Source organism: Paracoccus sp. SSK6 (assembly GCF_039770665.1).
GTDB lineage: Bacteria > Pseudomonadota > Alphaproteobacteria > Rhodobacterales > Rhodobacteraceae > Paracoccus.
This window is the reverse complement of record NZ_JBDPNJ010000014.1, coordinates 1-23136: the sequence shown is the minus strand read 5'-3', so window position 1 is coordinate 23136 and position 23136 is coordinate 1. Positions and strand designations below refer to the sequence as shown.

Here is a 23136-nt window from a genome sequence, read left to right as displayed (position 1 = left end):
TAATGCAAGGCAACTTCTGCCAGAGATTGCAGAAAATTTTAGCGAACCGGCCTCAACCGTTCCGCCGCATGATCGGCAATCTTGTCCAGGATCGCGGCACTCCCATCAGGCCCGCGATTGCTGCCGCCATTCACGCGCGCCGTGACCCACAGGTAAAGATCCTGGTCGTTCTCGGTCAGGACAGCCTCGTAGGCGTCCAGATCTTCAGGCGACAGTTCGGATAAGGGGCCATCGGCGAAATGCCCCAGAATCAGGTCCATTTCCTTCATCCCGCGTCGCCAGCTTCGCATCTTCAGGCGGCGCAGGCGGATTTCGGCAGTCTCGGTCATTCGTCGGTCCTTCCACGGCGCCGTGCTTGTCGTTCCAGCCCGCGCAGCATAAGCCATGCGGCGACACCATTCAAACCGCCGAGGCCGCTTCATGGGTTTTCTGTCCGACCGCCTGTCCCGGATCAAGCCTTCGCCCACCATCGCGATGACCACCCGCGCGGCCACCCTGCATGCGGAAGGCCGCGACATCATCAGCCTGTCGGCGGGCGAACCCGACTTTGACACGCCCCTTCATATCCGCGAAGCCGCCAAGGCTGCCATCGACGCGGGCCATACGCGATATACCGCCGTGGATGGGACGCCATCGCTGAAGCGCGCGATCTGCGACAAGTTCGCGCGGGAAAACAGGCTGGATTACGCCCCTTCGCAGATCACCGTCGGCACGGGCGGCAAGCAGATCCTGTTCAACGCACTGCTGGCGACCCTGGACGAAGGGGACGAGGTCATCATCCCGGCGCCCTACTGGGTCAGCTATCCCGACATGGTGCTGCTGGCGGGCGGAACGCCGGTCATTGTCGAATGCGGCCTGGAGCAAGGCTTCCAGTTGACGCCCGAGGCACTGGAGGCTGCGATCACGCCGCGCACCAAGTGGCTGATCCTGAACTCGCCGTCGAACCCGTCGGGCGCGGGCTATGACCGGGCGGCGATGCAGGCGCTGACCGATGTTCTGCTGCGCCATCCGCAGGTCTGGTGCCTCACGGACGACATTTATGAGCATCTGGTCTTCGACGGATTCGAGTTCGTGACCCCTGCGCAGGTCGAGCCCCGGCTGAAGGATCGCACGCTGACCATGAACGGCGTCAGCAAGTCCTATGCCATGACCGGCTGGCGCATCGGCTATGGCGCGGCGCCCGAATCGCTGGTCAAGGCGATGGCCAAGCTGCAGTCGCAGTCCACCTCGAACCCCTGCTCGATCAGCCAGTACGCCGCCGAGGCCGCGCTGAGCGGGCCGCAGGACTATGTTACCGAAAGCCGCGCGGTGTTCCAGCGGCGGCGCGACCTGGTGGTGGCCGGGCTGAACGCCTGCCCCGGCATCGAATGTCCGGTCCCGCAGGGGGCGTTCTATGTCTATCCGTCGATCAAGGGGATGATCGGCAAGACCTCGGCCGCCGGGACGGTCATTGCTGACGATGAAGCCTTCGCCAATGCCCTGCTGGAGGAGACGGGCGTCGCGGTGGTCTTTGGCGCGGCTTTCGGCCTGTCGCCGCATTTCCGCATCTCCTACGCCGCAAGCGACGAACAACTGACCGAGGCCGTGTCGCGGATTCGCCGCTTTTGCGAGGGGTGCAACTGACCCTTATGCCGCTGCGTTGATCCGCAACAGGCAGAAGGAAGATAGAAATGCTGCCCCATAACGCATTGGTCGTCGTTGCCGACGGCCATTCGGCCACACTGTTTCGCAACAGCGCCAGGCACGGAATCGAACTGACCGAGGCCGAGCGGATCACGCCCGAAAGCCTGAACCAGCCGAAGCCGGGCGATGGCGACCCCGACATCGGCCTGGGTGCCGAGGATGCCGAACCCTTTGCGGCGCGGCTGGCCGATCACCTGAACGCGATGGCGCTGAAGCACAAGTTCGACGACATCGCGGTGATCGCCGACCCTTCGACCCTGGGCATCCTGCGCAAGCGTTATCACAAGGAACTGCAGTTCCGCCTGCGCAAGGAAGTGGCGAAGAACCTGTCCAATTCCGACCTGCGCGCCATAGAGGACGCGCTAGCCTGACTGACGCGCCGCCCTGTCGGGCGGCGTTCGTCATCTACAGCGCCGTCCAGCCGCCATCCACGCTGATGGTCGTGCCGGTTATCTGCGCCGCCGCATCGCTGCACAGGAAGACGGCGGTGTCCCCCATCTGCTCGACCGTGGCGAATTCCTTTGACGGTTGCCGCTCCAGCATGACGTTCTGGATCACCTGCTCGCGCGTCATGTCGTATTCCTTCATCGTGTCGGGGATCTGCGCCTCGACCAGCGGCGTCAGGACATAGCCGGGGCAGATAGCGTTGCAGGTGATCGGCTCGCGTGCGGTTTCAAGGGCGGTCACCTTGGTGAAACCGACAAGGCCGTGCTTCGCGGCGACATAAGCCGATTTATAGGTACTGGCTGTAAGTCCATGTGCCGACGCGATGTTGACGATCCGGCCCCAGCCTGCCTCTCGCATGACCGGAAGCGCTGCGGCGGTCGTATGGAAGGCGGAGGTCAGGTTGATGGCGATGATCGCGTCCCATTTGGCGACGGGAAAGTCGGGGATGGGCGCGACATGCTGGATCCCTGCGTTGTTGACAAGGATGTCGCAACGGCCCGCCTTGTCGATCAGCGCGCGGCAGTCGTCGCCCTTTGACATGTCCGCCATGATATAACGGACGTTTACGCCATGTTCCTCAGCCAGTTTCTGGGCCAGGGCATGATCCTCGTCCCGGTCGGTGAAGCTGTTCAGGACGATGTCCGCGCCGGCCTTTGCCAAGCGATGCGCCACGCCAAGCCCGATGCCCGAGTTAGAACCCGTCACGATAGCCGTCTTACCTGCAAGAAATCTTTCGAACATCACCCCTCCACGACTGTTGTCCGTCACCGCCGGGCGTGGTCCCGGCCCGGTTTGCAGGTGCAGCATGGGAAAAAAAAAACGCCCGCACAAGGCGGGCGCTAGTCATGAGGCAGGTTTCATACAGGCAAGAAACCTATCGAGCAGTAAGGTATTTATACGCCAATGCCCGCCAGAGTCCAACGAAGAAGTTTGACCTGCCATTGACGATCTTCATTCGAGGCAGTTGAATTTGTATCGAAAAGAAGAAAAACGAGCGGACGGGCGATGAAATTCTTAAGAAACCTTAACAATTCCAAGATTCTTCAGGTCTTGTGTCTGATTTACTGCGGTTTTTTAGGTGTTGCATCATTGCCGCTTTCGGCTGGCGCCGAACCGGCCCACGCCCTTGCCATGTATGGGGAACCGGCGCTACCTGACGGATTCACCGCTTTGCCTTACGTCAACCCGGACGCGCGACAGGGCGGATCGATTCGTCTGGCCGAACCAGGGGGGTTTGATTCGCTGAAACCCTGGGTGCTGAAAGGCAATGCTGCGTACGCAGTAGGCGTCCATGTGACCGAAACGCTGATGTATCGGTCCCTGGACGAACCCTTCAGCCTGTATGGCCTTCTGGCCCAGTCGGTCGAGGTCGCGCCGGACCGTTCATGGGTCGAATTCACCCTGCGCCCCGAAGCGCGTTTCTCGGACGGCTCCCCCGTCACGATCGAGGATGTAATCTGGTCCTATGAGGTGCTGGGGACACAGGGACACCCCCGTTATCATGCGGTCTGGACCAAGGTGGCGAAGATCGAGCAGACCGGGGAACGCAGCCTGCGCATCGCCTTTACTGAAGCAGACCGCGAACTGCCGATGCTGATGGGAATGCGCCCGGTCCTGAAGAAGGCCCAGTGGGAGGGGAAGGACTTCGCGGCTTCCAGCCTGGAGGTGCCGGTCGGCTCCGGTCCCTATGTGGTGGACCGCGTGGATCCCGGTCGTTCCATTACCTTCCGGCGCAATCCCGACTATTGGGGCAAGGATCTGGCAGTAAACCGGGGGCGCAACAACCTGGACACCATCCGCTATGACTATTTCGGCGATGCCAACGCGATGTTCGAGGCCTTCAAGGCGGGCGAGGTCACCGTCTGGCGCGAGCTGTCCGCGCTGAAGTGGGAACAGGAATACAATTTTCCGCTGATGCAACGCGGCGATGCCGTGAAGTCCGAGATCCCGAATGGCCGACCGTCGGGGATCATGGGTCTGGTGATGAACACCCGCAACCCGCTGTTCGCCGACTGGCGTGTGCGGCAGGCCATGATCGAGGCCTTCAACTTCCGCTTCATCAACGCCACGCTGAACGGCGGCAAGGACCGGCGGATCACCTCCTATTTCGCCAACTCGGATCTGGCGATGCAGCCCGTCCCCGCGACGGGGCACGAGGCGGAGCTGCTGGAGCCCTTCGCAGCCGAGCTGCCGCCCGGCACCATCGAAGGCTATTCCCTGCCCGAAGGATCGGATCGCGCCCTGGACCGCGCCGCCCTGCGCCGCGCCATCAAGCTGCTGGAAGACGCCGGATGGACGGTTCGCGACGGCGTGCTGCAGAACGCTGACGGCCACCCCTTTGCCTTCGAAATCCTGCTGAACCAGTCGGGCACCGCGATGCGCACGGCGTCGGAAACCCAGCAGATTGCCGACATCTATGTGCAGGCCCTGCGCAACCTGGGAATGCAGCCGCGCATCACCTTGCTGGATTCGGCGCAGTTCGTGCAGCGGACCAACGAATTCCAGTTCGACATGACCTGGTATGAACGCGCCCTGTCGCTGTCGCCAGGCAATGAACAACTGCTTTACTGGGGTTCGGCCGCAGCCGACCAGCCGGGCAGCCGCAACTGGATGGGCATGAAAAGCCCTGCTGCCGAAGCGGTGATCGCCGCCATGGTCAATTCGCAAACGGCCGCCGATTTCACCGCAGCCGTCCGGGCCCTGGATCGAATCCTGACCGCAGGGCGTTACGTGATACCGGTCGGGTTCTCGCCGGTTTCGCGGCTGGCTCATGCTGCGGACCTGCGGTATCCTTCTCAAACAACGCCACTTTACGGAGATTGGCCGGGTTTCATGCCCGAGCTGTGGTGGCAGGAGGCAGAGGAATGAGAGCAGTGATTGGAACGCTGCTGGCCTGCATGGTGTTGGCTGGCTGCAATACGGTCGCAGGCGTCGGAGAAGACATCACCGGCATTGCGAATTGGGCACAATCGTCGATGGGAGGCGGATACTGATGAAATGGCAGCACGTGCAATCAAACTGGTCCGCTTTCTACGAGGCCATCGTGGAAAAATGGCCCGAGGTGGACGAGACGGACCTGGACGAGATCGACGGCGATCAGCGCGCCTTTGTCGCCTATCTGGCCGAGGCGACCGGCCAGGAAGCGTCCGAGATCCGCGAGGAGGTGCGCGAATGGCTGGCCGGAGAGATCCCGTCGGACGTGGTCATGGATCCCACGCATGACAACCATTCCATCGCGCTCAGCGGCAAATACGTCAACGAGGGCGAGGACGAGTATGCCGACGACGCCCGCTTTGGGGACGATGACGAATATCCCAACGACGGCGACGACTGACGCCTCAGGCGCCGCGCGGCCCCCACAGGATCAGGGCCGCGCCCGCCAGGCAGATCGCCGCGCCCAGCAGATCCCAAGGGTCGGGCCGCCGCCCTTCGGCCAGCCACAGCCACAGAAGTGACGCGGCGATGTAGACGCCGCCATAGGCCGCGTAGGCCCGCCCTGCCTGATCGGCAGGGCTGAGCGACAGAAGCCAGGCGAACAGCGCCAGCGACGCCATTCCCGGCGCCAGCCACAGCGCCGACCGGCCAAGCCGGAACCAGGTCCAGAACGCAAAGCAGCCGGCGATTTCGGCAAGGGCTGCGGCAAGGTAGAGGGCAAGGCTCTGCATCCCGCCCTCATAGCCATGCCCCGAGGCTGCGTCCATCGGCGCCTTTCCAGTTGCAACTAGGGGCGCAATCTGTCAGATGCCGCCCGACGGGAGGGCCATGACGCAAAGGACCGTCGCGATGAATCGCACCATCAAGATCGCCTTGGGCAGCATCGTCGTCGGGATCATGGTCCTTGGCTTCAAGACCCTGGCCTGGCACATGACCGGATCGGTCGCGCTGTTGTCGGACGCCCTGGAAAGCACGGTCAATGTCGCGACCGCCGTGGCCGCGCTGATCGCCATCCGCATCGCGCAGCGCCCTGCCGACCGAAGCCATCCCTACGGCCATCACAAGGCGGAGTTCCTGTCGGCCGTGCTGGAAGGCGTGATGATCATCGTGGCGGCGCTGCTGATCCTGGAGGAAGCGTATAGCGGCATCCGCAATCCGCAGCCGATGGACGCCCCCGTCAACGGGCTGCTGATCAACGCCTTCGCGGGCTGCATCAACGCGTTCTGGTGCCTTGTCCTGATCCGGCAGGGCCGCCGGCTGAAATCGCCCGCCCTGCTTGCCGACGGGCAACATCTGCTGTCCGATGTCGTGACCTCGGGCGGGGTGATCCTCGGCGTGTCCCTCGCGGTCTTCTCGGGCTATCCGATCCTGGATCCGATCCTGGCAGGGTTGGTCGCGGTGAATATCCTGTGGTCCGGCTGGAAGGTCATGTCGGCCTCACTGGGCGGGCTGATGGACCGGGCCGTGTCCGACGATATTCTGCGAAAGATCCGCGCGACGATTTCAGACCATGCGGATGGCGCGATCGAGGCGCATGACCTGCGCACGCGCCACGCGGGCAGCATGACCTTCATCGACTTCCACCTGGTCGTGGATGGCGACACCCCCGTCGCCCAGGCCCACGCGATCTGCGACCGGATCGAGGCTGCGTTGAAGAAGCAGCTGGACGATGCCCAGATCACCATCCATGTCGAACCCGAACACAAGGCCAAGCATTCGGGCGTTCTGGTACTCTAGGCCGCCAGGCGCACCCAGACGGGAACGTGGTCGCTGGGTTTTTCGCCCGCGCGGGCTTCCTTGTCGATGCCGGTTTCGACCAGCAGGTCGGCAGCTTGCGGGGACAGCAGCAGGTGGTCGATGCGGATGCCGTCGTCCCTGCTCCACGATCCGGCCTGATAGTCCCAGAAGGTGAACGGCCCGCGCGTGGACCAGGGGTCGCGGATGCGGACCGCATCCGTCCAGCCCTGGTTGACGATCCGCCGGAAGGCCGCGCGGCTTTCCGGCCGGAACAGCGCGTCCTCGGCCCAGGCCTGTGGACGGTTCGCGTCGCGCGGTTCAGGGATGATGTTGAAGTCGCCAAGCATCACTACCGGCATCTCGCTGGCCAGCAGATCCAGCCCGCGCTGGCGCAAACGCTCCATCCAGGCCAGTTTATAATCGTATTTCGGCCCTGGCGCCGGGTTACCGTTGGGCAGGTACAACCCCGCGATGCGGACGGCGGTGGCACCCACCACGGTCGCCTCGATATAGCGGGCCTGTTCGTCGGCATCGTCGCCCGGCAGGCCGCGGGTCACGTCCTCCAGCGGCAGCCGGGACAGGATCGCCACGCCGTTGAAGCCCTTTTGCCCGTGGGTCTCGACGGTCCAGCCCAGATCCTCGAAATGGGACCGGGGGAAGGCCTCGTCCACCGACTTGATTTCCTGCAGGACGACCAGATCGGCCGCCGATCCGGCCAGCCAGTCGGTCAGCGCCTGGATGCGGGCCTTGACGCCGTTGATGTTGAATGTCGCGATTTTCATGGCCACATCATTAGCAAGACCGCAGTGATTGGCAACCAAGGCCGCGTCCTGTTACCATCCCCCGATGCGCCGCCTGTTCGCCCTGTTGCTGATGATCATCCTGGCCCTGCCAGCCTTCGCCCAAGATCGTCCGCGCGCAGGGCTGATGTGGAACCGCAGCGGCCTGCCCGCGACCCTGCCGCTGGTCGTCAGGACGATGCCGGAGCAGGATTATGTCGTCTTCCTGGCACCAGTGGACGGAGGCGAGCCGGTGATGGCGGGCTATATCCACGGCGGCACCTTCTTCCGCCTGCTGGTCCCGCCCGGCACATGGAATGTCCGCTTCGCCCATGGCCGCGACTGGCAGGGAGAGGAGGCGCTGTTCGGCCCGCAGACCGAATGGACCAGGGTGGAAAAGCCGATGACCTTCGGTGCCAGCGTGGCGCGCAAGCACGGCTATATCATCCGGCTGATCGAGCGCGAGGGAAAGATGCAGGTCGTGTCCGCAGGGCCGCTGGACCTGTGCCAGGCCCTGACCCTGACGACCGAGATCGACACGCGAGACGAGGATCGCGAGGCGCTGAACCTCTTGCCGGCGCCGGGCCTTCAGGATCTTCGCGACGACTTCGACACCTTCCCGCACAGCGACTTCAACCGCTTGCCCGCCCCCGGCCTGCGCCGGATCGAGACGGAACTGGACGCCCGCAGCCGGGTCTGCCCGTTAGATTGAAAAGGATGTGCCGCAGCCGCAACTGCTGGATGCGTTCGGGTTGTCGATCACGAAACGCGCGCCGATCAGTTCGTCGGCAAAGTCGATGACGGCACCGGCCAAGTATGGCAGCGACACCGGGTCCACGACGACCTTCTGACCGCCGCCTTCCAGAACCAGATCGTCAGCCTCGGCCTGGTCCAGGCGGATGTCGTACTGAAAGCCGGAACAGCCGCCGCCAGAGACGGCCACGCGCAGGGGACGGACCTCGCCCGAATCGTTGATCTCGGCCAGGCGGGCAAAGGCGCGTTCGGTGACTTTGGGCGGCAGGTTCATGGGGCGTTCCCGTTTTCGTCGGCAGTGCCTAAATATAGGGTTCAACGCACCTGTTGCAAGGAAGGCCCTGCTCCTGTGATTGCCCCCTATGCCTGCCATCCCGACGCCAGCCGTGGGCGGTTGCACCCCGAGCGCATGTCCACCTTCCGCAGCCCCTGGCAGCGCGACCGTGACCGGATCATCCATTCCTCGGCCTTCCGCCGCCTGAAGCACAAGACCCAGGTCTTTGTCGAGCACGACGGAGAGGCCTATCGCGGCGACTATTTCCGCACCCGCCTGACCCACACCATCGAGGTCGCGCAGGTCGCCCGCACCATCGCGGGCGCACTTGGCCTGAACACCGATCTGGCCGAAACCGTGGCCCTGGCCCATGATCTCGGCCATCCCCCCTTCGGCCATACCGGAGAGGACGCGCTTGCCGCGCTGATGCAGCCTTATGGTGGGTTCGACCACAATGCGCAGGCCTTGCGGATCGTCACCCGCCTGGAACGGCATTATGCCGATTTCGACGGCCTGAACCTGACCTGGGAGGCACTGGAGGGCATCGCCAAGCATAACGGTCCCGTCACCGGCCCCCTGCCCTATGCCTTGGCCGAGGTGAACGCCGACTGGGATCTGGAACTGCACACCAATGCCAGCGCCGAGGCTCAGGTCGCGGCTGTCGCGGACGATGTGGCCTACAACCATCATGACCTGCACGACGGCTTGCGCGCCGAACTGTTCACCGAGGACGAACTGGCCGAACTTCCCGTCGTGGGCCCCGCCTTTGCCGAGGTGGACCGGCTTTATCCCGGCCTCGACCCCACCCGCCGCCGGTACGAGGCCTTGCGCCGCGTCTTCGGCGTCATGGTCGAGGATGTGATCGCCGTCGCCCAGAACCGTCTGGCCGGGCTGCAGCCGCAGTCAGCGCAGGAAATCCGCGACATGGACGGGCCGATCATCCGCTTTTCCAAGCCGCTTTACCAGAACATCAAGGCGATCAAGTCCTTCCTGTTCACGCGCATGTATCGCGCGCCCTCGGTCGTGGTGGAGCGAACAAACGTCACGGCGATGCTGAACGACCTGTTCCCGCTGTTCCTGCACGACCCGTCGCAGATGCCGGAACACTGGTGCCAGGTCGCCAGGGATGCGGGGGATGAAACCCAATGCGCGCGTGTCGTTCTTGATTACGTCGCAGGCATGACTGACCGCTTTGCCATCGCGGAACATCAGCGGCTGTTCCCCGACCGCTGATATCTGAACCGAAGGCTTGCGCCCGGCGTTCGACGTGCGAGAGCATGAACGCAAGGAGGACAAGGCATGTTCACGCGCAGCGGATCGGCCGAATGGCAAGGCGGGCTGAAGGATGGCAAGGGCACGGTATCGACTGAATCAGGCGCCCTGAACGGCGTTGCCTACGGCTTCAACAAGCGCTTTGGGGATGAGCCCGGCACCAACCCCGAGGAACTGATCGGCGCGGCCCATGCCGCCTGCTTCAGCATGGCGCTGTCCAACGAGTTGTCGGGCGCGGGCATCGGCAACATCTCGATCGAGACGACCTCGAAGATCACGCTGGAAAAGGACGGCGAGGGCTTCAGCGTCACCAAGGCGCATCTGGTCACCCGCATCTCGGCTGAGGGCGACAAGGCGCGGATCGAGGAGCTGGCGCAGAAAGCCAAGGCGGGCTGCCCGATTTCCAAGCTGCTGAACGCCGAGGTCACCATGGACGCGACGGTCGCCTGATGCGCGTTCGGATCGGGCACGAGATGACGATCGAGGTGCCGCAGCCCACGCCGCTGATCAGCATGACCACCCCTGAAACGGCGCGGCATCGGGATTACGTCTCTCCCGAGGATTTCAGGACGACTCCCTCGGTTCCGGTCCAAAACTATGTGGATCGCTTCGGCAATATCTGCCGGCGCATGGTGGCGCCGGCGGGGACGTTCACGCTGTATAGCGACATCACCGTCAACGACCCCGGCACGCGTGACGAGGCCGACTTCAACGCCCCCGAATGGCCGGTCGAAGCACTGCCGCCCGAGGTTCTGGGCTTCCTGACCGCCTCCCGCTATGTCGAGACGGATCTGGTCAGCGATGAGGCCTGGGCCCTGTTCGGCCATGTCGCGCCGGGCTGGAACCGGGTCCAGCACATCGTCGATCACGTCAACGGCAGCATGGTCTTCGACTACAAGCTGGCCTCGCAGTTCCGCACGGCGGCAAGCGCCCGCAGCGATGGCGTGGCCGTCTGCCGCGACTTCGCCCATCTGACGCTGGCCTATCTGCGCGCGCTGAACATCCCGGCGCGTTACGTCAACGGCTATGTGGGCGATATCGGCGTGCCCCCTGTCGATGCGCCGATGGACTTCGCCGCCTGGATCGAGGTTTTCCTGGGCGGCAAGTGGTGGACCTTCGACCCCCGCAACAACCAGCGCCGCATCGGCCGGGTTGTGGTCGCGCGGGGCATGGATGCCGCCGACGTTCCCCTCATCAACACCTTCGGCCCGCATACGCTGCCGGGCTTCCGCGTCTGGTGCCATCCGGTCGATGAGGCGGGGAACGAGTTGGACGGGATGCTGTTCGCCTGATCCTTGCCATTGCCGCTCGCCCATGGCCATCTGCGCCAGACCAGCGAGGATCCCATGCACCCCTTCCAAGGCCTTTCCGCCTTCCCGATCACCCCGGCCGATGCGGACGGCCGCGTCCTTCAGCCCGACCTGCGCAGAATCCTGCGGCGGGCGGCGGATGCACAGGTTGATTCGGTCTGCATCCTTGGCAGCACCGGCGGCTATGCCTATCTGGACCCTGACCAGCGGCACGCTGCGACCGAATTGGCCGTGGACGAAATCGGCGGGCAGGTACCCGTCATCGTCGGCGTTGGCGCCCTGCGCACGGATGTGGCACAGGCCCTGGCCCGCCATGCCACGGCCAGCGGCGCCGATGCCCTGCTGGTGGCGCCGGTTTCCTACACCCCGCTGACGGAAGATGAGGTCTTTGCGCATTACGCCGCGATTGCCGAAGCCAGCGATCTGCCGATCTGTATCTACAACAATCCGACGACCACGCATTTCACCTTTACCACGGGTCTGCTGACACGGCTGGCGGCCATTCCGGCCATCCGGGCAGTCAAGATGCCCCTGCCCGCCAACGGCGATTTCGCGGCCGAAATCGCCCACCTGCGCGCGGCCCTGCCCGACGGCTTTTCCATCGGGTACAGCGGCGATTGGGGCTGCGCCCCTGCGATGCTGGCAGGGGCGGATGCCTTCTACAGCGTAGCCGCCGGAACCTGGCCCGCCGAGATGCTGCGCCTTCTCCGCACCGCGCAGTCGGGCGACGCGCCTGAAACCGCCCGCATCGACAAAGCCTTCGAGGCGATGTGGGCACTGTTCAAGGCTTCCAGCAGCTTTCGCACCGTTCACCGGGCAGCGAACCTGCTGGGTCTAACCAACGCACAGCCCCCGCGCCCGATCCTGCCATTGCCTGCTGCCCATGACAGTGCCTTGCGTCAAGCCATGGATGCACTAGTCACCGTCTAGAATCGGCATACCTTTGCATACCGATTGCCTATCTCTCTTGCGGCGGCTACAACCGCGCCAAACCGCGAGGGAGCCTTCCGATGACCAAGACCCGCACCGAGACTGACAGCTTCGGCCCGCTGGAGGTTGACGCCAGCAAATACTGGGGCGCGCAGACGCAGCGCTCGATCCAGAACTTCCCGATCGGCTGGGAACGCCAGCCCGTGGCGATCATCCGCGCGCTTGGCGCGATCAAGCTGGCTGCGGCACGCGTGAACCAGGCCAATGGCGACCTGGACCCCGGCATTGGCAAGGCGATGGAACAGGCCGCGACCGAGGTCTTCGAGGGCAAGTTCGACGACAACTTCCCGCTGGTCGTCTGGCAGACCGGGTCAGGCACGCAGTCGAACATGAACGCGAACGAGGTGATCTCGAACCGCGCCATCGAGATCCTGGGCGGTGAGTTGGGCTCGAAGAAGCCGGTCCATCCGAATGATCACGTGAACATGGGCCAGTCGTCCAACGACACCTTCCCGACCGCGATGCATGTCGCCATCGGGATGGTCGCCCGCGACACGCTGATCCCCGGCCTGGAAAAGCTGCACAAGGCCTTGGTGGCGAAGTCCGAGGAGTTCAAGGACATCATCAAGATCGGCCGCACCCACACGCAGGATGCGACGCCGTTGACGCTGGGCCAGGAATTCGGGGGCTATGCCCATCAGGTCGCCAAGGGCATCGAGCGGGTGAAGCTGGCGCTGACCGACATCTATGAGCTGGCCCAGGGCGGCACCGCCGTCGGCACGGGGCTGAATACCAAGAAAGGCTGGGACACCGCCATCGCGGCGGAGATCGCGAAGATCACCAACCTGCCCTTCGTCACTGCCCCCAACAAGTTCGAGGCCCTCGCCGCGCATGACGCGATGGTCTTCTTCTCGGGCGCGCTGAAGACGGTCGCGGCCTCGCTGTTCAAGATCGCCAACGACATGCGCCTGCTGGGCTCGGGCCCGCGGTCCGGCCTGGGCGAGTTGATCCTGCCGGAGAACGAGCCCGGTTCGTCCATCATGCCGGGCAAGGTCAACCCGACCCAGGCCGAGGCGCTGACCATGGTCTGCGCGCATGTGATGGGCAATGACGCCGCCGTGACCTTTGCCGGGTCGCAAGGGCATTTCGAGCTGAACGTCTACAACCCGATGATGTCCTATAACGTCCTCCAGTCGATGCAGCTTCTGGGCGATGCGGCCGGATCCTTCACCGACAACATGGTGGTCGGCACCCAGGCCAATGTCGCGCGCATCGACAAGCTGATGAAGGAATCGCTGATGCTGGTGACGGCGCTGGCGCCGACCATCGGCTATGACAACGCCACCAAGGTCGCCAAGACCGCGCACAAGAACGGCACCACCCTGCGCGAGGAAGCGATCAACCTGGGGCTGGTGGATGGCGAAACCTTCGACCGCGTCGTCCGTCCCGAGGACATGATCGGCCCGAAAGGTTGAACGCCGCTTGACCTGATCGGGTCGGGGCGCGGTAGAATGACCGCTCCCCGGCCTTTTTCATGGGATCCGCATGACGAAGATCATCAACCTGCGGCAGGCCCGCAAGCAGCGCGGCCGCGATGCGAAACGCGCGGCTGGCGATGCAAATGCAGCTCGGTTCGGCGAGGCGAAGCCCTTGCGTCAGGCACGCAATGCGGAAGCAGATCGCGTCGCGCGGGCGCATGAGGCGCATCGCCGTGAGGATGCCCCCGACGATGCTTGACCTACCCCCCATGACCCCGCCCCTGAAACGGTCGGTGACGATCGACGGTCACCGCACCTCGGTGTCGCTGGAGGAAGCCTTCTGGCGCGGCATTGGGGACGCCGCCAAGGCGCGCGGCATTACGCGGGCGCAGCTGATCGGGCAGATCGACCACGCCCGCCCGCCCGAAGTGGGGCTGGCCACGGCGCTGCGGCTGTTCGTGGTCGCGGAACTGAGGTCGCGCTGATTTGCGTCCCGCGACGGCCGGGGGCGCTTAGCCCCCGCTCGGGCCTGCCGGCCCCTTCCTCGCTGAAAAAGGTCCACTGGACCTTTTTCCGGGCGCTCGAAAGCCCCGAGGATATTTAAGGTCCAAGGCAGGAGATCAGGCGCGCAGGGTGCCGCCGGTCGCCTTTTGCACCTTGTCGATGATCTTCTGGCTCACGGCTTCGATTTCCGCGTCTGTCAGGGTCTTGTCACGGGGTTGCAGGCGGGCGGTGATGGCGATGGATTTCCTGCCGCCCTCCAGCCCGGTGAACTGGTCGAAGACCGTGACGCTGTCGATCAGCGCCTTGTCGGCACCGGCGGCGGCATTGACCAGGGTCAGCGCCTCGACCTGCGGGTCCACCACAAAGGCGAAGTCGCGTTCGACGGCCTGCAGTTCCGAGATGACAAGCGCAGGCCGGGTGGCGGTCTTCACCTTCGGGAAGGGCACGTTCGCGATCTTGACGGTGAAGGCGACGGCCGGTCCCTTCACGTCCATGGCGCGCAGGATGCGGGGGTGCAACTCGCCGAATGTCGCCAGCACGTTCGGTCCAAGTGCGATATTGCCCGCGCGGCCCGGATGCCACCAGGGATCCAGCTTGCGGTTCACCTGCACCTTGACGGGGGCGCCGATGGTCGCCAGAACCGCCTCGGCATCGGCCTTGGCGTCATAGAGATCGACCTTGCGGCGGCTGCCGAAGGGATCGCGCGGCGCGGTATTGCCGACCAGCAGGCCCGAGATCTGCGTGGCCTGCTCGCCCGGTTCGCCGCCCGCGAAGACCGGCCCAAGCTCGAACAGCGCCAGGTCAGAGAAACCACGCGCCTGGTTGCGGGCTGCGGCGGCCAACAGGCCGGGCAGCAGGTCGGGGCGCAGATGGGTCATCTCGCTGCTGATCGGGTTTTCGACCCGGACCGCATCCGCTCCGCCGCCGAACAGTTCCGCCGAGGCGCGGTCGATGAAGCTGTAGGTCACGCATTCATTGTAGCCAAGCGCCGCCGCCTGCCGCCGAGCCGCCTTTTCGCGGACCTGCAGGGGCGTCAGGACAGGTTTCGGCACGCCGGGACGCGGCCGCGGCAGGGGCTGGCCTTGCAGCTTGGTCAGGCTGGCAATGCGGGCGATTTCCTCGACCAGGTCGGCCTCTCCCAGCACGTCGGGGCGCCAGGATGGGACATGCGCCATGTCGCCGTCCATGCGGAAGCCAAGCGCGGTCAGCGTGGCGCGCTGTTCATCGGCCGGAATGTCCAGGCCGACCAGGCTGGCGGTACGGGCGGTATCCAAGCGATAAGCGCGCTCGGTATCCGGCACCGCCCCGGCCTCGACCACCTCGGAGGGCTCTCCGCCGCACAGATCCAGGATCATCTGCGTCGCAAGCTCCAGCCCCGGACGGGTGAAGGCCGGATCGACGCCGCGTTCGAAGCGATAGCGGGCGTCGCTGTTGATCTTCAGCGCGCGACCCGTCGTGGCGATGGCGATCGGATCCCAGTAGGCGCTTTCCAGGAACACCTCGGTCGTCGCGTCGTCGCAACCGGAATGCTCGCCCCCCATGATGCCCGCGATGCTTTCGGGGCCGTTGACATCGGCAATCACCATTGCCCCTTCAGGCAGCGCATAGGTCTTGCCGTCCAGGGCCAGGATCTCCTCTCCGGCGGCGGCGGGGCGGACATGCAGGTTGCCTGAAACCTTAGCCATGTCAAAGGCATGCAGCGGCCTGTTCAGGTCATATGTGAACAGGTTGGTGATATCCACCAGCGTGTTGATGGGTCGCAACCCGATGGCGCGCAGGCGCTGCTGCAGCCAGTCCGGCGAAGCGCCGTTCCTGACGCCCCGGATCAAGCGGCCCGCGAAATAAGGCGCCTTGCCGGCAATCGCGGGGTCGATGGTGACGGTAATGGGGCTGGCGAAACGACCTTCGACCGTAACATCCTTGACCGGCTTCAGCACCCCAAGCCCGCGCGCCGCCAGATCGCGGGCGATGCCGTGAACACCAAGCGCGTCAGGGCGGTTCGGCGTGATCTTGATGTGGATCATTGGATCCACCTTCTCGGGCGCGTTTTCGGACAGCCAGTCCACGAAGCGCTGCCCGACCTCGCCCGAGGGCAATTCGATGATGCCGTTATGCTCATCAGACAACTCAAGCTCGCGCTCGGAGGCCATCATGCCATGGCTCTCGACCCCGCGGATCTTGCCCACGCCCAGCGTCACGTCGATGCCGGGCACATAGTCGCCGGGCTTGGCCAGAACCACCGTGATCCCCTCGCGCGCATTCGGGGCGCCGCAGACGATCTGCTTCTCGCCCTCATCCGTCAGCACGCGGCAGACGCGCAGGCGGTCGGCGTCGGGGTGCTGTTCGGCCTGCAGCACGCGAGCCAGCGTGAAGGCCTTCAGCTTGGCGGCCGGATCGCGGACCTCCTCGACCTCCAGCCCCAGGTCGGTCAGTGCCTCGGTGATTTCGGCAAGGGTGGCGGTCGTGTCGAGATGCTCTTTGAGCCAGGAGAGGGTGAACTTCATGACGCAGCTTTCCGGTTCGCACGTGTGGCGTTTGCCTGCCTTGAACCGTTCCGGCGCGCGATGGTCAAGCGTCAAGCCCGATTTTGCCCGGCAAAGCGGCGTGTTTCGGCGGCAGGCGATTGTTTATCCCTCATGCCGGTGCCACAGTCCGCCCATTCTGCGCACCCATTCATGGAGCTTATCGTGCCCTTGTTCCGCCTTTCCTTCGCTGCCGGCCTGACCATAGCCTCGGCCCTTTGTTCGCCGGTCCTTGCGCAGCAGGCCCCCGCGCCGCAGGTCTGCGGCGTTGCAGAGGTCCAGTGGCTGGCCGAGGATGAGGCAGGGCAGGATATCTCGACCGCCGATGCCGCCTTGTCCGCGCCGGTCCAGATCGCGGGCGGGCAGCCGGCCATGCTGGCTTTCCGCACGACGGCCCCAAACCAGGCCCTGCGCGTCGAGGCCCGCACGGATGACGGCGATCCCGCGATCTCGCTGCTGACCGAAGATGGCGACATGATCGCGGAAAACGACGACACGCCGGTATCGCTCAACTCGCGGCTGGAAACCTCGGTCGGCCCTGGGGTTTATTGCGTCGCGGTTCGCTCGGTCGGCGAAAGCGACCTGGCCGCGACCGTGCAGGTGTCGCGCCCCGAACAGGCCGCATTGCTGAACGAGGAGGGCGGCGGAGGCAGCGAGATCGCCGCCTGCACCCCCGACACTCCGGCGGCATCCCTGGCCGAGGGCGCCATTGACGAACGGCTGGCCCAAGGCCCGATCAGCGCGAAGCAGGACGGCACCCAGGTCGGCTATTACCGCTTTACCCTGTTGCAGGCGATGCCAGTGACGCTGCGCGCGTCCAGCCAAACGCTCGACCCCCATCTGAAGCTGTTCGACGCCCAAGGCAACCTGGTCGGAGAAAATGACGACGCCGACGGGTTGAACGCGCGGCTGGATTTCGTTTCCACCTTGGCCGCCGGTGATTACTGCATGGGCGTCGCCGCCTTGCGATCGGCGGCAGGCGAACTGACCGTCAGCGCTGAAAAACTGGATCCCCAGACCTTCCTGCGCAACGCCTATCGCAAGGGCGAACTGAACCCTCCGGCCGATGGCAGCTATCCGATCCAGGCGCTGGACTTGACGCAGCAGAAGCAGACGGTGGTTCTGCATGACGGCGCCGCGCAATGGTTGGGCTTTGACCTGGACCAGCCCACGGTGCTTATCGTCAGCGCCTATGGATCGCTTGCGGGGGCCGATCCCCGGCTGGTGCTGTTCGCAAGCTCGGGCGCGCTGAAGGCCGACAATGACGACGTGGACGGCAGCACGGATTCGCGCCTGGGGCCGGTCCTGCTGGAGCCGGGCCGCTATCACCTGGGCGTCGTCGATGTCAGCCGCAACGACGGCAGCGCCGGCCCGGTCCGCCCCATCGGCCTGATGTTCGAACGCTTCCTTCGGACCGAGTGATCCTTGCGCGAAGACCCGCAGTTCCTATCTATCCTGCGAAGGGGCGGTTGATCCGCCCGACCTGAGGGAGAGGCTCTTGGCCGACACTATCCAGCAACAGCTGCTGATCGAGCAGCGCGTCGCGAACGAATCGAAATCGCAGCTGGTCGCCTATCTGCTGGCGATCCTGCTGTGGGGCCTGGGCGTGCATCGCATGTATCTGGGCCGCTGGGCCAGCGGCATCGTCATGCTGGTCCTGTCCGGCATCGGCATGCTGACCGCGCCCATCCTGATCGGATGGATTCCGCTGGCCTTTGTCTGGGTCTGGGCAGTCATCGACCTGTTCCTGATCCCCGGCATGATCCGCAACGACCAAGCGGTGATCCGGCAGCGGTTGATGGCGGGCCGCTGGTAAGAAAGCTGGTAAGAAAAAGGCCGCGCGGCACCTGCCGCGCGGCCTTTCCCTGATCTGACGGACCGGATTATTTCGGCGCGATCATCATGACCATCTGCCGGCCTTCCAGCTTGGGCATGGATTCGACCTTTCCGGCCTCGCCCACGTCGTCCTTGACGCGGTTCAGCAGTTCCAGACCCAGATCCTGGTGGGCCATCTCGCGCCCCCGGAAGCGCAGGGTGACCTTGACCTTGTCGCCCTCGCCCAGGAACTTCATGACGGAACGCATCTTCACGTCATAGTCATGGGTATCGGTCCCCGGACGGAACTTGATCTCCTTGACCTCGATGATCTTCTGCTTCTTGCGGGCCTCGGCCTCGCGCTTCTGTTGTTCGTACTTGAACTTGCCGAGGTCCATGACCTTGCAGACCGGCGGGGTTGCGTTCGGCGAGATTTCGACCAGATCCAGCCCGGCGTCCTGCGCCATCTGCAGCCCGACCGAAGGCGGCACGACGCCGACATTCTCTCCATCAGGGCCGATCAGGCGGATTTCGGACACGCGGATGCGTTCATTCACACGGGGTCCGGTGTCGCGGGTGGGCGGTGCGTTATGCGGTCGACGGGCTATGGCGATGCTCCTTGGATGGCCAAATCGGAATGGATGGAAAATAAGCGTCAAGGCGCCATGATTCAACCGGATTTGATGGGTGAATTGCCCGGCAGGCGCATCTGCCACCCTGCCCGCCGCCTTTTCCACACCTCCTGGCTATGCCATAGCTGGCGGCAAATCGATCTTTTTCAGGAACCCCCATGCGTATTTTTCTGGCCGCGATCGTGATTCTGCTTCTGGGCGTGGGTGGCTGGTGGATCTGGCAAGAGGCTCGGCCGCCTGTCGGCGAAGCGCCCGTGGCGGCCCCGACCACGCCCCCCGCCGTGACCGAGGCGACCGAGGCCGCGGCTGATGCCGCCGCCGACGCTGCAGCCGTTGCTGCCGATGTCGCGGCCGAAGCCGCCCAGACCTCGGAACAGGCTGGCGTCGCCCCCGTCAGCGATGCCGCCGCCCAGGCCGAGGCCACCGCCGAAGCCGCACTGACCGCCGCCGACCGCGCCGCCGAGGCCGCCGCAACTGCTGTCAGCACAGCCGCCCCCGTTCAAGCGGCCGAGGAGGCAGCAATGGCTGCCACCGACGCCGCCGTGGCCACCGACCAGGCCGCAAGCGCCGCCGTCGCCGCCACGCAGATCCAGTCCCTGCTGACGCCCGAGGGCTTCGACGCGGCCCAGGTCGCCCGCATTATCGACGCCGCCGCCATCAGCGACACCCAGAAGGCGACGCTGAAGCGCCTGGTCGAGACTGCGGGCACCAACCCCGAACTGCTGCGCCAGGCGCTTGACCAGGTCAAGGCTGTGATGCCGTGACCGCCCATCCGCCCCTGGCCGGTTTTCTCAAGTCCCGGCCCGGCGCCCTGAAGCGCGGCCCGATCGCCATCGTTCTGGTCGAGGATGACGCGGCTGTCACCGAGACCCTGCGCCATCACGTGCAGGTCGGCTTCCGCCACATCCTGGCCCTGTCGCCGGATCCGATCCCCCTGCCCGATGATCTGGCGCAGCGCGTCACCTGCCTGCACTGGAACACACGGCGCGCCCATGCCCACCAGGAAGCCGTCAACGCGGTCCTGGCCGCCGTGCCCACGGGAACCTGGCTTTATTATTGCTACAACGCCGAATTTCTGTTCTTCCCCTTTGCCGAAACCCGCAGCGTCGGGGAAATGCTGGCCTTCCATGCCGAAGAACGGCGCGAGGCGATGCTGACCTATGTGGTCGATCTGTATTCGCCCGATCTTTCCCGCAATCCGAACGCCGTCAGCCTGACGGATGCCATGCTCGACCGCGCGGGCTATTTCGCCCTGGGCCGAAAAGGGCCCGCTGGCCCGCTGGAACGGCAACTCGATTTCCACGGCGGCCTGCGCTGGCGGTTCGAGGAGCACGTTCCCCCGGCAAGCCGCAGGATCGACCGCATCGCCCTGTTCCGCGCCGCACCGAACCTGCGCATCGAAGCGGATCACCGCTTCAACATTCCCGAATACAACACCTATTCCTGCCCGTGGCACCACAACCTGACCGCCGCCATCACCTCGTTCCGCACGGCCAAGGCGCTTGCCAGCAATCCGGGCTCCCGCGACGCCATCGGCAGCTTCCGGTGGCGGAACTCGGAACCGTTCCAGTGGCAGGCGCAGCAACTGATGGATCTGGGGCTGATGGAACCAGGCCAGTGGTTCTGATCTGCAAGCAGGATGGCGGAGGAAACGGGTCTACTGTCTAACCTTCTTCACCTTTGGCCTTGGGCTCTGCCCTCAACTAGCTGTTCGGTCCCCTGGTTTGATGGTGCGATCCTTTCTCAGGAATGGAAGGATGCCCTATGGGACAAGTCCGTCCCGAAGCGCCCCGACCACGCACGCCATCCGAGCTGCAATAATGAGGGCTGGCCCGCCACCGGTCCGAGGGTCGGCCCGAATGGTCGCAAGCTTCGCGCGCGACGCTGAGCCGGGAGCTGGGAATCAATCCGAAGACGGTGGCGAAGTGGCGCAAGCGGGCCACGGCCGCAGACCTGAAGACCGGGCCGAAGGAGCCTCGTTCAACGGTGCTGACCGAGGAGGAAGAAGCAATGGTCGTGGCGTTCAGGCGCCACACGCTGCTGCCGCTGGACGACTGCCTCTATGCCCTGCAGCCGTCCCTCCCCCATCCGACACGCCCGGCCTGCACCGTCGCCTGCAGCGGCATGGAATGTCGCGCCTGCCTGACGTCAATGGCGACAAGCCGAAACGTCAGAAGTTCAAGCGTTACCCCATCGGCTTTTTTCATATCGACATCGCGGCGGTGCAGACCGCCGAGGGCAAGCTGTATCTCTTTGTGGCGATTGACCGAACCAGCAAGTTCGCCTTTGTCCGCCTTGTCCAGAAGGCCGGCAAGACGGCTGCAGCCCAGTTCCTGCGCGGCCTGATTGCCGCAGTTCCCTACCGGCTCCATAAGGTGCTGACCGACAATGGCATACAGTTCGCAAACCGGAGCTGCGACACGACCGCCTTCGAGCACATCTTTGGCCGCGTGTGCCGCGGGCATGGGATCGAGCACAGGCTGACGAAGGTAAGGCATCCCTGGACCAACGGCCAAGTCGAGCGGATGAACCGCACGATCAAGGAGGCGACCGTCAAGCGCTTTCATTACGACAATCACGATCAGCTGAGAACGCACCTCGACGACTTCATCGCAGCCTATAACTTCGCCCGTCGGCTCAAGACGCTGAGCGGCCTCACGCCCTACGAATACATCTGCAAGGTCTGGACGTCAGAGCCAGACAGATTCATCGTCAATCCGATCCACCAGATGCCGGGACTGAACAGCTAGTTGAGAGATATAGACATCCCCAGCAAACAGAGAATTCTGCTCCTCAGACGTTCAACATGTTTCTTCCCTTACCACGTCGACACTTGCAATTTCCAGTACTGTGCTCTGGTCCATGATACGAAACCAAGCCTGAATACCCTCCCTGTCACCGAGTCCCACATGGTGAGGATAGAGCAGCAATAAGCAAGGCGCCTTGTAGAGATGAGCGTAGGCCATCATCTGATATATGTCGCTTTGTGATACCCCCTTGCTTGCAATCATCAATATGGGCCGAGATGCGCTTCCACTTCGTATCGATGACATGGACGCTATCAATTCCGTGGAAGATTAGGATGCCGGGCTTCGTCTAAATGGAAGGGAGCATCCGACTCATAGAAATACTCGCCGGTGACTCTGCCGAACGCCTGGATCCGGTCACGGCCAACCGCATCTGCTCGACGGCGTCACATTTCGCTTCGCGCAGACTTGGGCTGCCGAACACCAACGCCAGCCCTTTGCTCGTGAGTCAGCCACGTTGATACGATTGAGCGAAAACAGGACCTCCATCCCGCGAGAGGTTTCCTCGGCCGATGGGGCGGTCATCGACATCAGGCAGACCGGCGCTTCCCGACCCTGAAACTTGTCCACCGTACCGACGCGAATGCCCCTTGGCAGCGCATCCCCAGCGCGTTGTAGGGGACAACGACGATAAGGTCGCTTACACGCAGTGGGCGCGTGGTGCCGCCCTTGTCAGTCCATGTACCCTGCAGCAGTTCGGCTGTGGCTGTCCGGATCACGGCGATTTCCTCGATGGTGCTCTGCGCCTTGCCATCATGCGACACAGGCGGCCAAAAGGCTCACGCTCCTGAAAAGCACGTGCCAGTCACAACCCTGTCCCTCGGCGTCAGGATGGCTCGCCATGCGCCCTTCATAGACCTGATCTGAGATGAATCTGCAGACCTCTGGATGCATTCGACGCAAAAACGAGCAGGAAGATGCCGCGGTCAGGCGGGACGGTCGAATGATCCCCCAGCATCCAGTCGTGACAGGAGAGGTTCGCCGGCTCAGAATGCGGCCCTTGAATGACTTGGGACAACTGGCGCGGGTTTCCGACCAACACGATGTTGCGCGCAGCGCGTTCATATCCACCTGCCCCACCTCGTCTACGAACAGCCAGTCGAAAGCCTGCACGTTCTCGTCTTGGGCAAAGAAGAACGCCGTGCCGCCGACCACGTCGCCACTCGCCGCGGCTTGGGCGTTGTCGGTGGTCCACGGCTCGGGCAATCATCTGGATACCCGCACCGCAAGCGATGAGATCGGGGGTTCTACAGACTATT

At 64.2% G+C, this 23136-nt stretch carries 25 protein-coding genes and 1 pseudogene; 18 read left to right on the top strand and 8 right to left on the bottom strand.

The window, feature by feature from the left end; genetic code table 11:
* Positions 1 to 38: 38 nt before the first annotated feature.
* Positions 39 to 329, bottom strand: coding sequence for a succinate dehydrogenase assembly factor 2 (locus tag AAIL68_RS11015; protein ID WP_347139824.1), 291 nt, complete (start codon positions 327 to 329; stop codon positions 39 to 41).
* Positions 330 to 420: 91 nt separating this feature from the next.
* On the opposite strand from AAIL68_RS11015, the gene AAIL68_RS11010 reads away from it, so the two are divergent.
* Positions 421 to 1623 carry a pyridoxal phosphate-dependent aminotransferase gene (locus AAIL68_RS11010; RefSeq protein WP_347139823.1) on the top strand — a complete coding sequence of 401 codons (1203 nt, stop codon included), beginning with the start codon at positions 421 to 423 and terminating at the stop codon, positions 1621 to 1623.
* 47 nt (positions 1624 to 1670) lie between these two features.
* Complete coding sequence (locus AAIL68_RS11005; protein WP_347139822.1) at positions 1671 to 2054, top strand: host attachment protein; 384 nt, start codon at positions 1671 to 1673, stop codon at positions 2052 to 2054.
* 34 nt (positions 2055 to 2088) lie between these two features.
* On the opposite strand, the gene AAIL68_RS11000 is transcribed toward AAIL68_RS11005, so the two are convergent.
* A complete protein-coding gene (locus AAIL68_RS11000; RefSeq protein WP_347139821.1) occupies positions 2089 to 2871 on the bottom strand; it encodes a 3-hydroxybutyrate dehydrogenase in 783 nt (260 codons plus the stop codon).
* 390 nt (positions 2872 to 3261) lie between these two features.
* On the opposite strand from AAIL68_RS11000, the gene AAIL68_RS10995 reads away from it, so the two are divergent.
* Both AAIL68_RS10995 and AAIL68_RS10990 read left to right on the top strand, forming a co-directional pair.
* On the top strand, positions 3262 to 4998 hold the full coding sequence (locus AAIL68_RS10995; RefSeq protein WP_347139820.1) for an extracellular solute-binding protein: 1737 nt from the start codon (positions 3262 to 3264) through the stop codon (positions 4996 to 4998).
* 124 nt (positions 4999 to 5122) lie between these two features.
* Positions 5123 to 5464: a hypothetical protein gene (locus AAIL68_RS10990; protein ID WP_347139819.1), complete on the top strand. Its 342-nt coding sequence runs from the start codon at positions 5123 to 5125 to the stop codon at positions 5462 to 5464.
* Positions 5465 to 5468: 4 nt separating this feature from the next.
* On the opposite strand, the gene AAIL68_RS10985 is transcribed toward AAIL68_RS10990, so the two are convergent.
* Positions 5469 to 5831, bottom strand: coding sequence for a YnfA family protein (locus tag AAIL68_RS10985; RefSeq protein ID WP_347139818.1), 363 nt, complete (start codon positions 5829 to 5831; stop codon positions 5469 to 5471).
* Positions 5832 to 5913: 82 nt separating this feature from the next.
* Between AAIL68_RS10985 and AAIL68_RS10980 the strand changes: the two genes are divergently transcribed.
* Positions 5914 to 6801, top strand: coding sequence for a cation diffusion facilitator family transporter (locus AAIL68_RS10980; protein WP_347139817.1), 888 nt, complete (start codon positions 5914 to 5916; stop codon positions 6799 to 6801).
* Here the strand turns inward: AAIL68_RS10980 and xth are convergent.
* Entirely contained in the window at positions 6798 to 7583 is a 786-nt protein-coding gene (gene xth / locus AAIL68_RS10975; RefSeq protein ID WP_347139816.1) for an exodeoxyribonuclease III, read from the bottom strand. The genes AAIL68_RS10980 and xth overlap by 4 nt on opposite strands.
* Positions 7584 to 7647: 64 nt before the next feature.
* Between xth and AAIL68_RS10970 the strand changes: the two genes are divergently transcribed.
* Complete coding sequence (locus tag AAIL68_RS10970) at positions 7648 to 8292, top strand: hypothetical protein (RefSeq protein ID WP_347139815.1); 645 nt, start codon at positions 7648 to 7650, stop codon at positions 8290 to 8292.
* Here the strand turns inward: AAIL68_RS10970 and AAIL68_RS10965 are convergent.
* Positions 8284 to 8607, bottom strand: coding sequence for an iron-sulfur cluster assembly accessory protein (locus AAIL68_RS10965; RefSeq protein WP_347139814.1), 324 nt, complete (start codon positions 8605 to 8607; stop codon positions 8284 to 8286). The genes AAIL68_RS10970 and AAIL68_RS10965 overlap by 9 nt on opposite strands.
* Before the next feature lie 75 nt (positions 8608 to 8682).
* Between AAIL68_RS10965 and AAIL68_RS10960 the strand changes: the two genes are divergently transcribed.
* The 7 genes from AAIL68_RS10960 to AAIL68_RS10930 all read left to right on the top strand — a co-directional run bounded on the left by AAIL68_RS10960 (position 8683) and on the right by AAIL68_RS10930 (position 14082).
* A complete protein-coding gene (locus AAIL68_RS10960) occupies positions 8683 to 9840 on the top strand; it encodes a deoxyguanosinetriphosphate triphosphohydrolase (protein WP_347139813.1) in 1158 nt (385 codons plus the stop codon).
* Between the two features lie 66 nt (positions 9841 to 9906).
* Complete coding sequence (locus AAIL68_RS10955) at positions 9907 to 10329, top strand: OsmC family protein (protein WP_347139812.1); 423 nt, start codon at positions 9907 to 9909, stop codon at positions 10327 to 10329.
* The gene (locus AAIL68_RS10950) at positions 10329 to 11171 is read left to right on the top strand and encodes a transglutaminase family protein (protein WP_347139811.1); all 843 of its coding nucleotides are present in this window, start codon (positions 10329 to 10331) and stop codon (positions 11169 to 11171) included. The genes AAIL68_RS10955 and AAIL68_RS10950 overlap by 1 nt, the downstream gene beginning before the upstream one ends.
* Before the next feature lie 3 nt (positions 11172 to 11174).
* Complete coding sequence (locus AAIL68_RS10945; protein WP_347139810.1) at positions 11175 to 12119, top strand: dihydrodipicolinate synthase family protein; 945 nt, start codon at positions 11175 to 11177, stop codon at positions 12117 to 12119.
* Between the two features lie 80 nt (positions 12120 to 12199).
* The gene (gene fumC / locus AAIL68_RS10940) at positions 12200 to 13594 is read left to right on the top strand and encodes a class II fumarate hydratase (RefSeq protein ID WP_347139809.1); all 1395 of its coding nucleotides are present in this window, start codon (positions 12200 to 12202) and stop codon (positions 13592 to 13594) included.
* Between the two features lie 70 nt (positions 13595 to 13664).
* Positions 13665 to 13856, top strand: a complete 192-nt coding sequence (locus AAIL68_RS10935) for a DUF4169 family protein (protein ID WP_347139808.1) — start codon at positions 13665 to 13667, stop codon at positions 13854 to 13856.
* A gap of 10 nt (positions 13857 to 13866) precedes the next feature.
* Positions 13867 to 14082, top strand: coding sequence for a ribbon-helix-helix domain-containing protein (locus tag AAIL68_RS10930; RefSeq protein ID WP_347139807.1), 216 nt, complete (start codon positions 13867 to 13869; stop codon positions 14080 to 14082).
* Positions 14083 to 14217: 135 nt separating this feature from the next.
* On the opposite strand, the gene pheT is transcribed toward AAIL68_RS10930, so the two are convergent.
* Positions 14218 to 16605 carry a phenylalanine--tRNA ligase subunit beta gene (gene pheT / locus AAIL68_RS10925; protein ID WP_347139806.1) on the bottom strand — a complete coding sequence of 796 codons (2388 nt, stop codon included), beginning with the start codon at positions 16603 to 16605 and terminating at the stop codon, positions 14218 to 14220.
* Between the two features lie 183 nt (positions 16606 to 16788).
* Here pheT and AAIL68_RS10920 point away from each other — a divergent pair, with 183 nt between their 5' ends.
* Positions 16789 to 18045 (top strand): DVUA0089 family protein, encoded by a 1257-nt coding sequence (locus tag AAIL68_RS10920; RefSeq protein ID WP_347139805.1) that lies wholly within the window; start codon positions 16789 to 16791, stop codon positions 18043 to 18045.
* Between the two features lie 76 nt (positions 18046 to 18121).
* Complete coding sequence (locus AAIL68_RS10915) at positions 18122 to 18439, top strand: TM2 domain-containing protein (RefSeq protein ID WP_347139804.1); 318 nt, start codon at positions 18122 to 18124, stop codon at positions 18437 to 18439.
* A gap of 67 nt (positions 18440 to 18506) precedes the next feature.
* Here AAIL68_RS10915 and infC read toward each other — a convergent pair whose 3' ends face one another.
* A complete protein-coding gene (infC, locus tag AAIL68_RS10910) occupies positions 18507 to 19046 on the bottom strand; it encodes a translation initiation factor IF-3 (RefSeq protein ID WP_347139867.1) in 540 nt (179 codons plus the stop codon).
* A 182-nt stretch (positions 19047 to 19228) separates the two neighbouring features.
* Here infC and AAIL68_RS10905 point away from each other — a divergent pair, with 182 nt between their 5' ends.
* The 3 genes and pseudogenes from AAIL68_RS10905 (at position 19229) to AAIL68_RS10895 (ending at position 21820) form a co-directional block, all read left to right on the top strand.
* Entirely contained in the window at positions 19229 to 19834 is a 606-nt protein-coding gene (locus tag AAIL68_RS10905) for a hypothetical protein (protein WP_347139803.1), read from the top strand.
* Positions 19831 to 20697 (top strand): glycosyltransferase family 2 protein, encoded by an 867-nt coding sequence (locus AAIL68_RS10900; RefSeq protein ID WP_347139802.1) that lies wholly within the window; start codon positions 19831 to 19833, stop codon positions 20695 to 20697. The genes AAIL68_RS10905 and AAIL68_RS10900 overlap by 4 nt, the downstream gene beginning before the upstream one ends.
* 257 nt (positions 20698 to 20954) lie before the next feature.
* Positions 20955 to 21820 (top strand): annotated as a pseudogene (locus tag AAIL68_RS10895) (IS481 family transposase).
* Positions 21821 to 22630: 810 nt separating this feature from the next.
* On the opposite strand, the gene AAIL68_RS10890 reads toward AAIL68_RS10895, so the two are convergent.
* A complete protein-coding gene (locus AAIL68_RS10890) occupies positions 22631 to 23083 on the bottom strand; it encodes a hypothetical protein (protein ID WP_347139801.1) in 453 nt (150 codons plus the stop codon).
* Positions 23084 to 23136 lie beyond the last annotated feature (53 nt).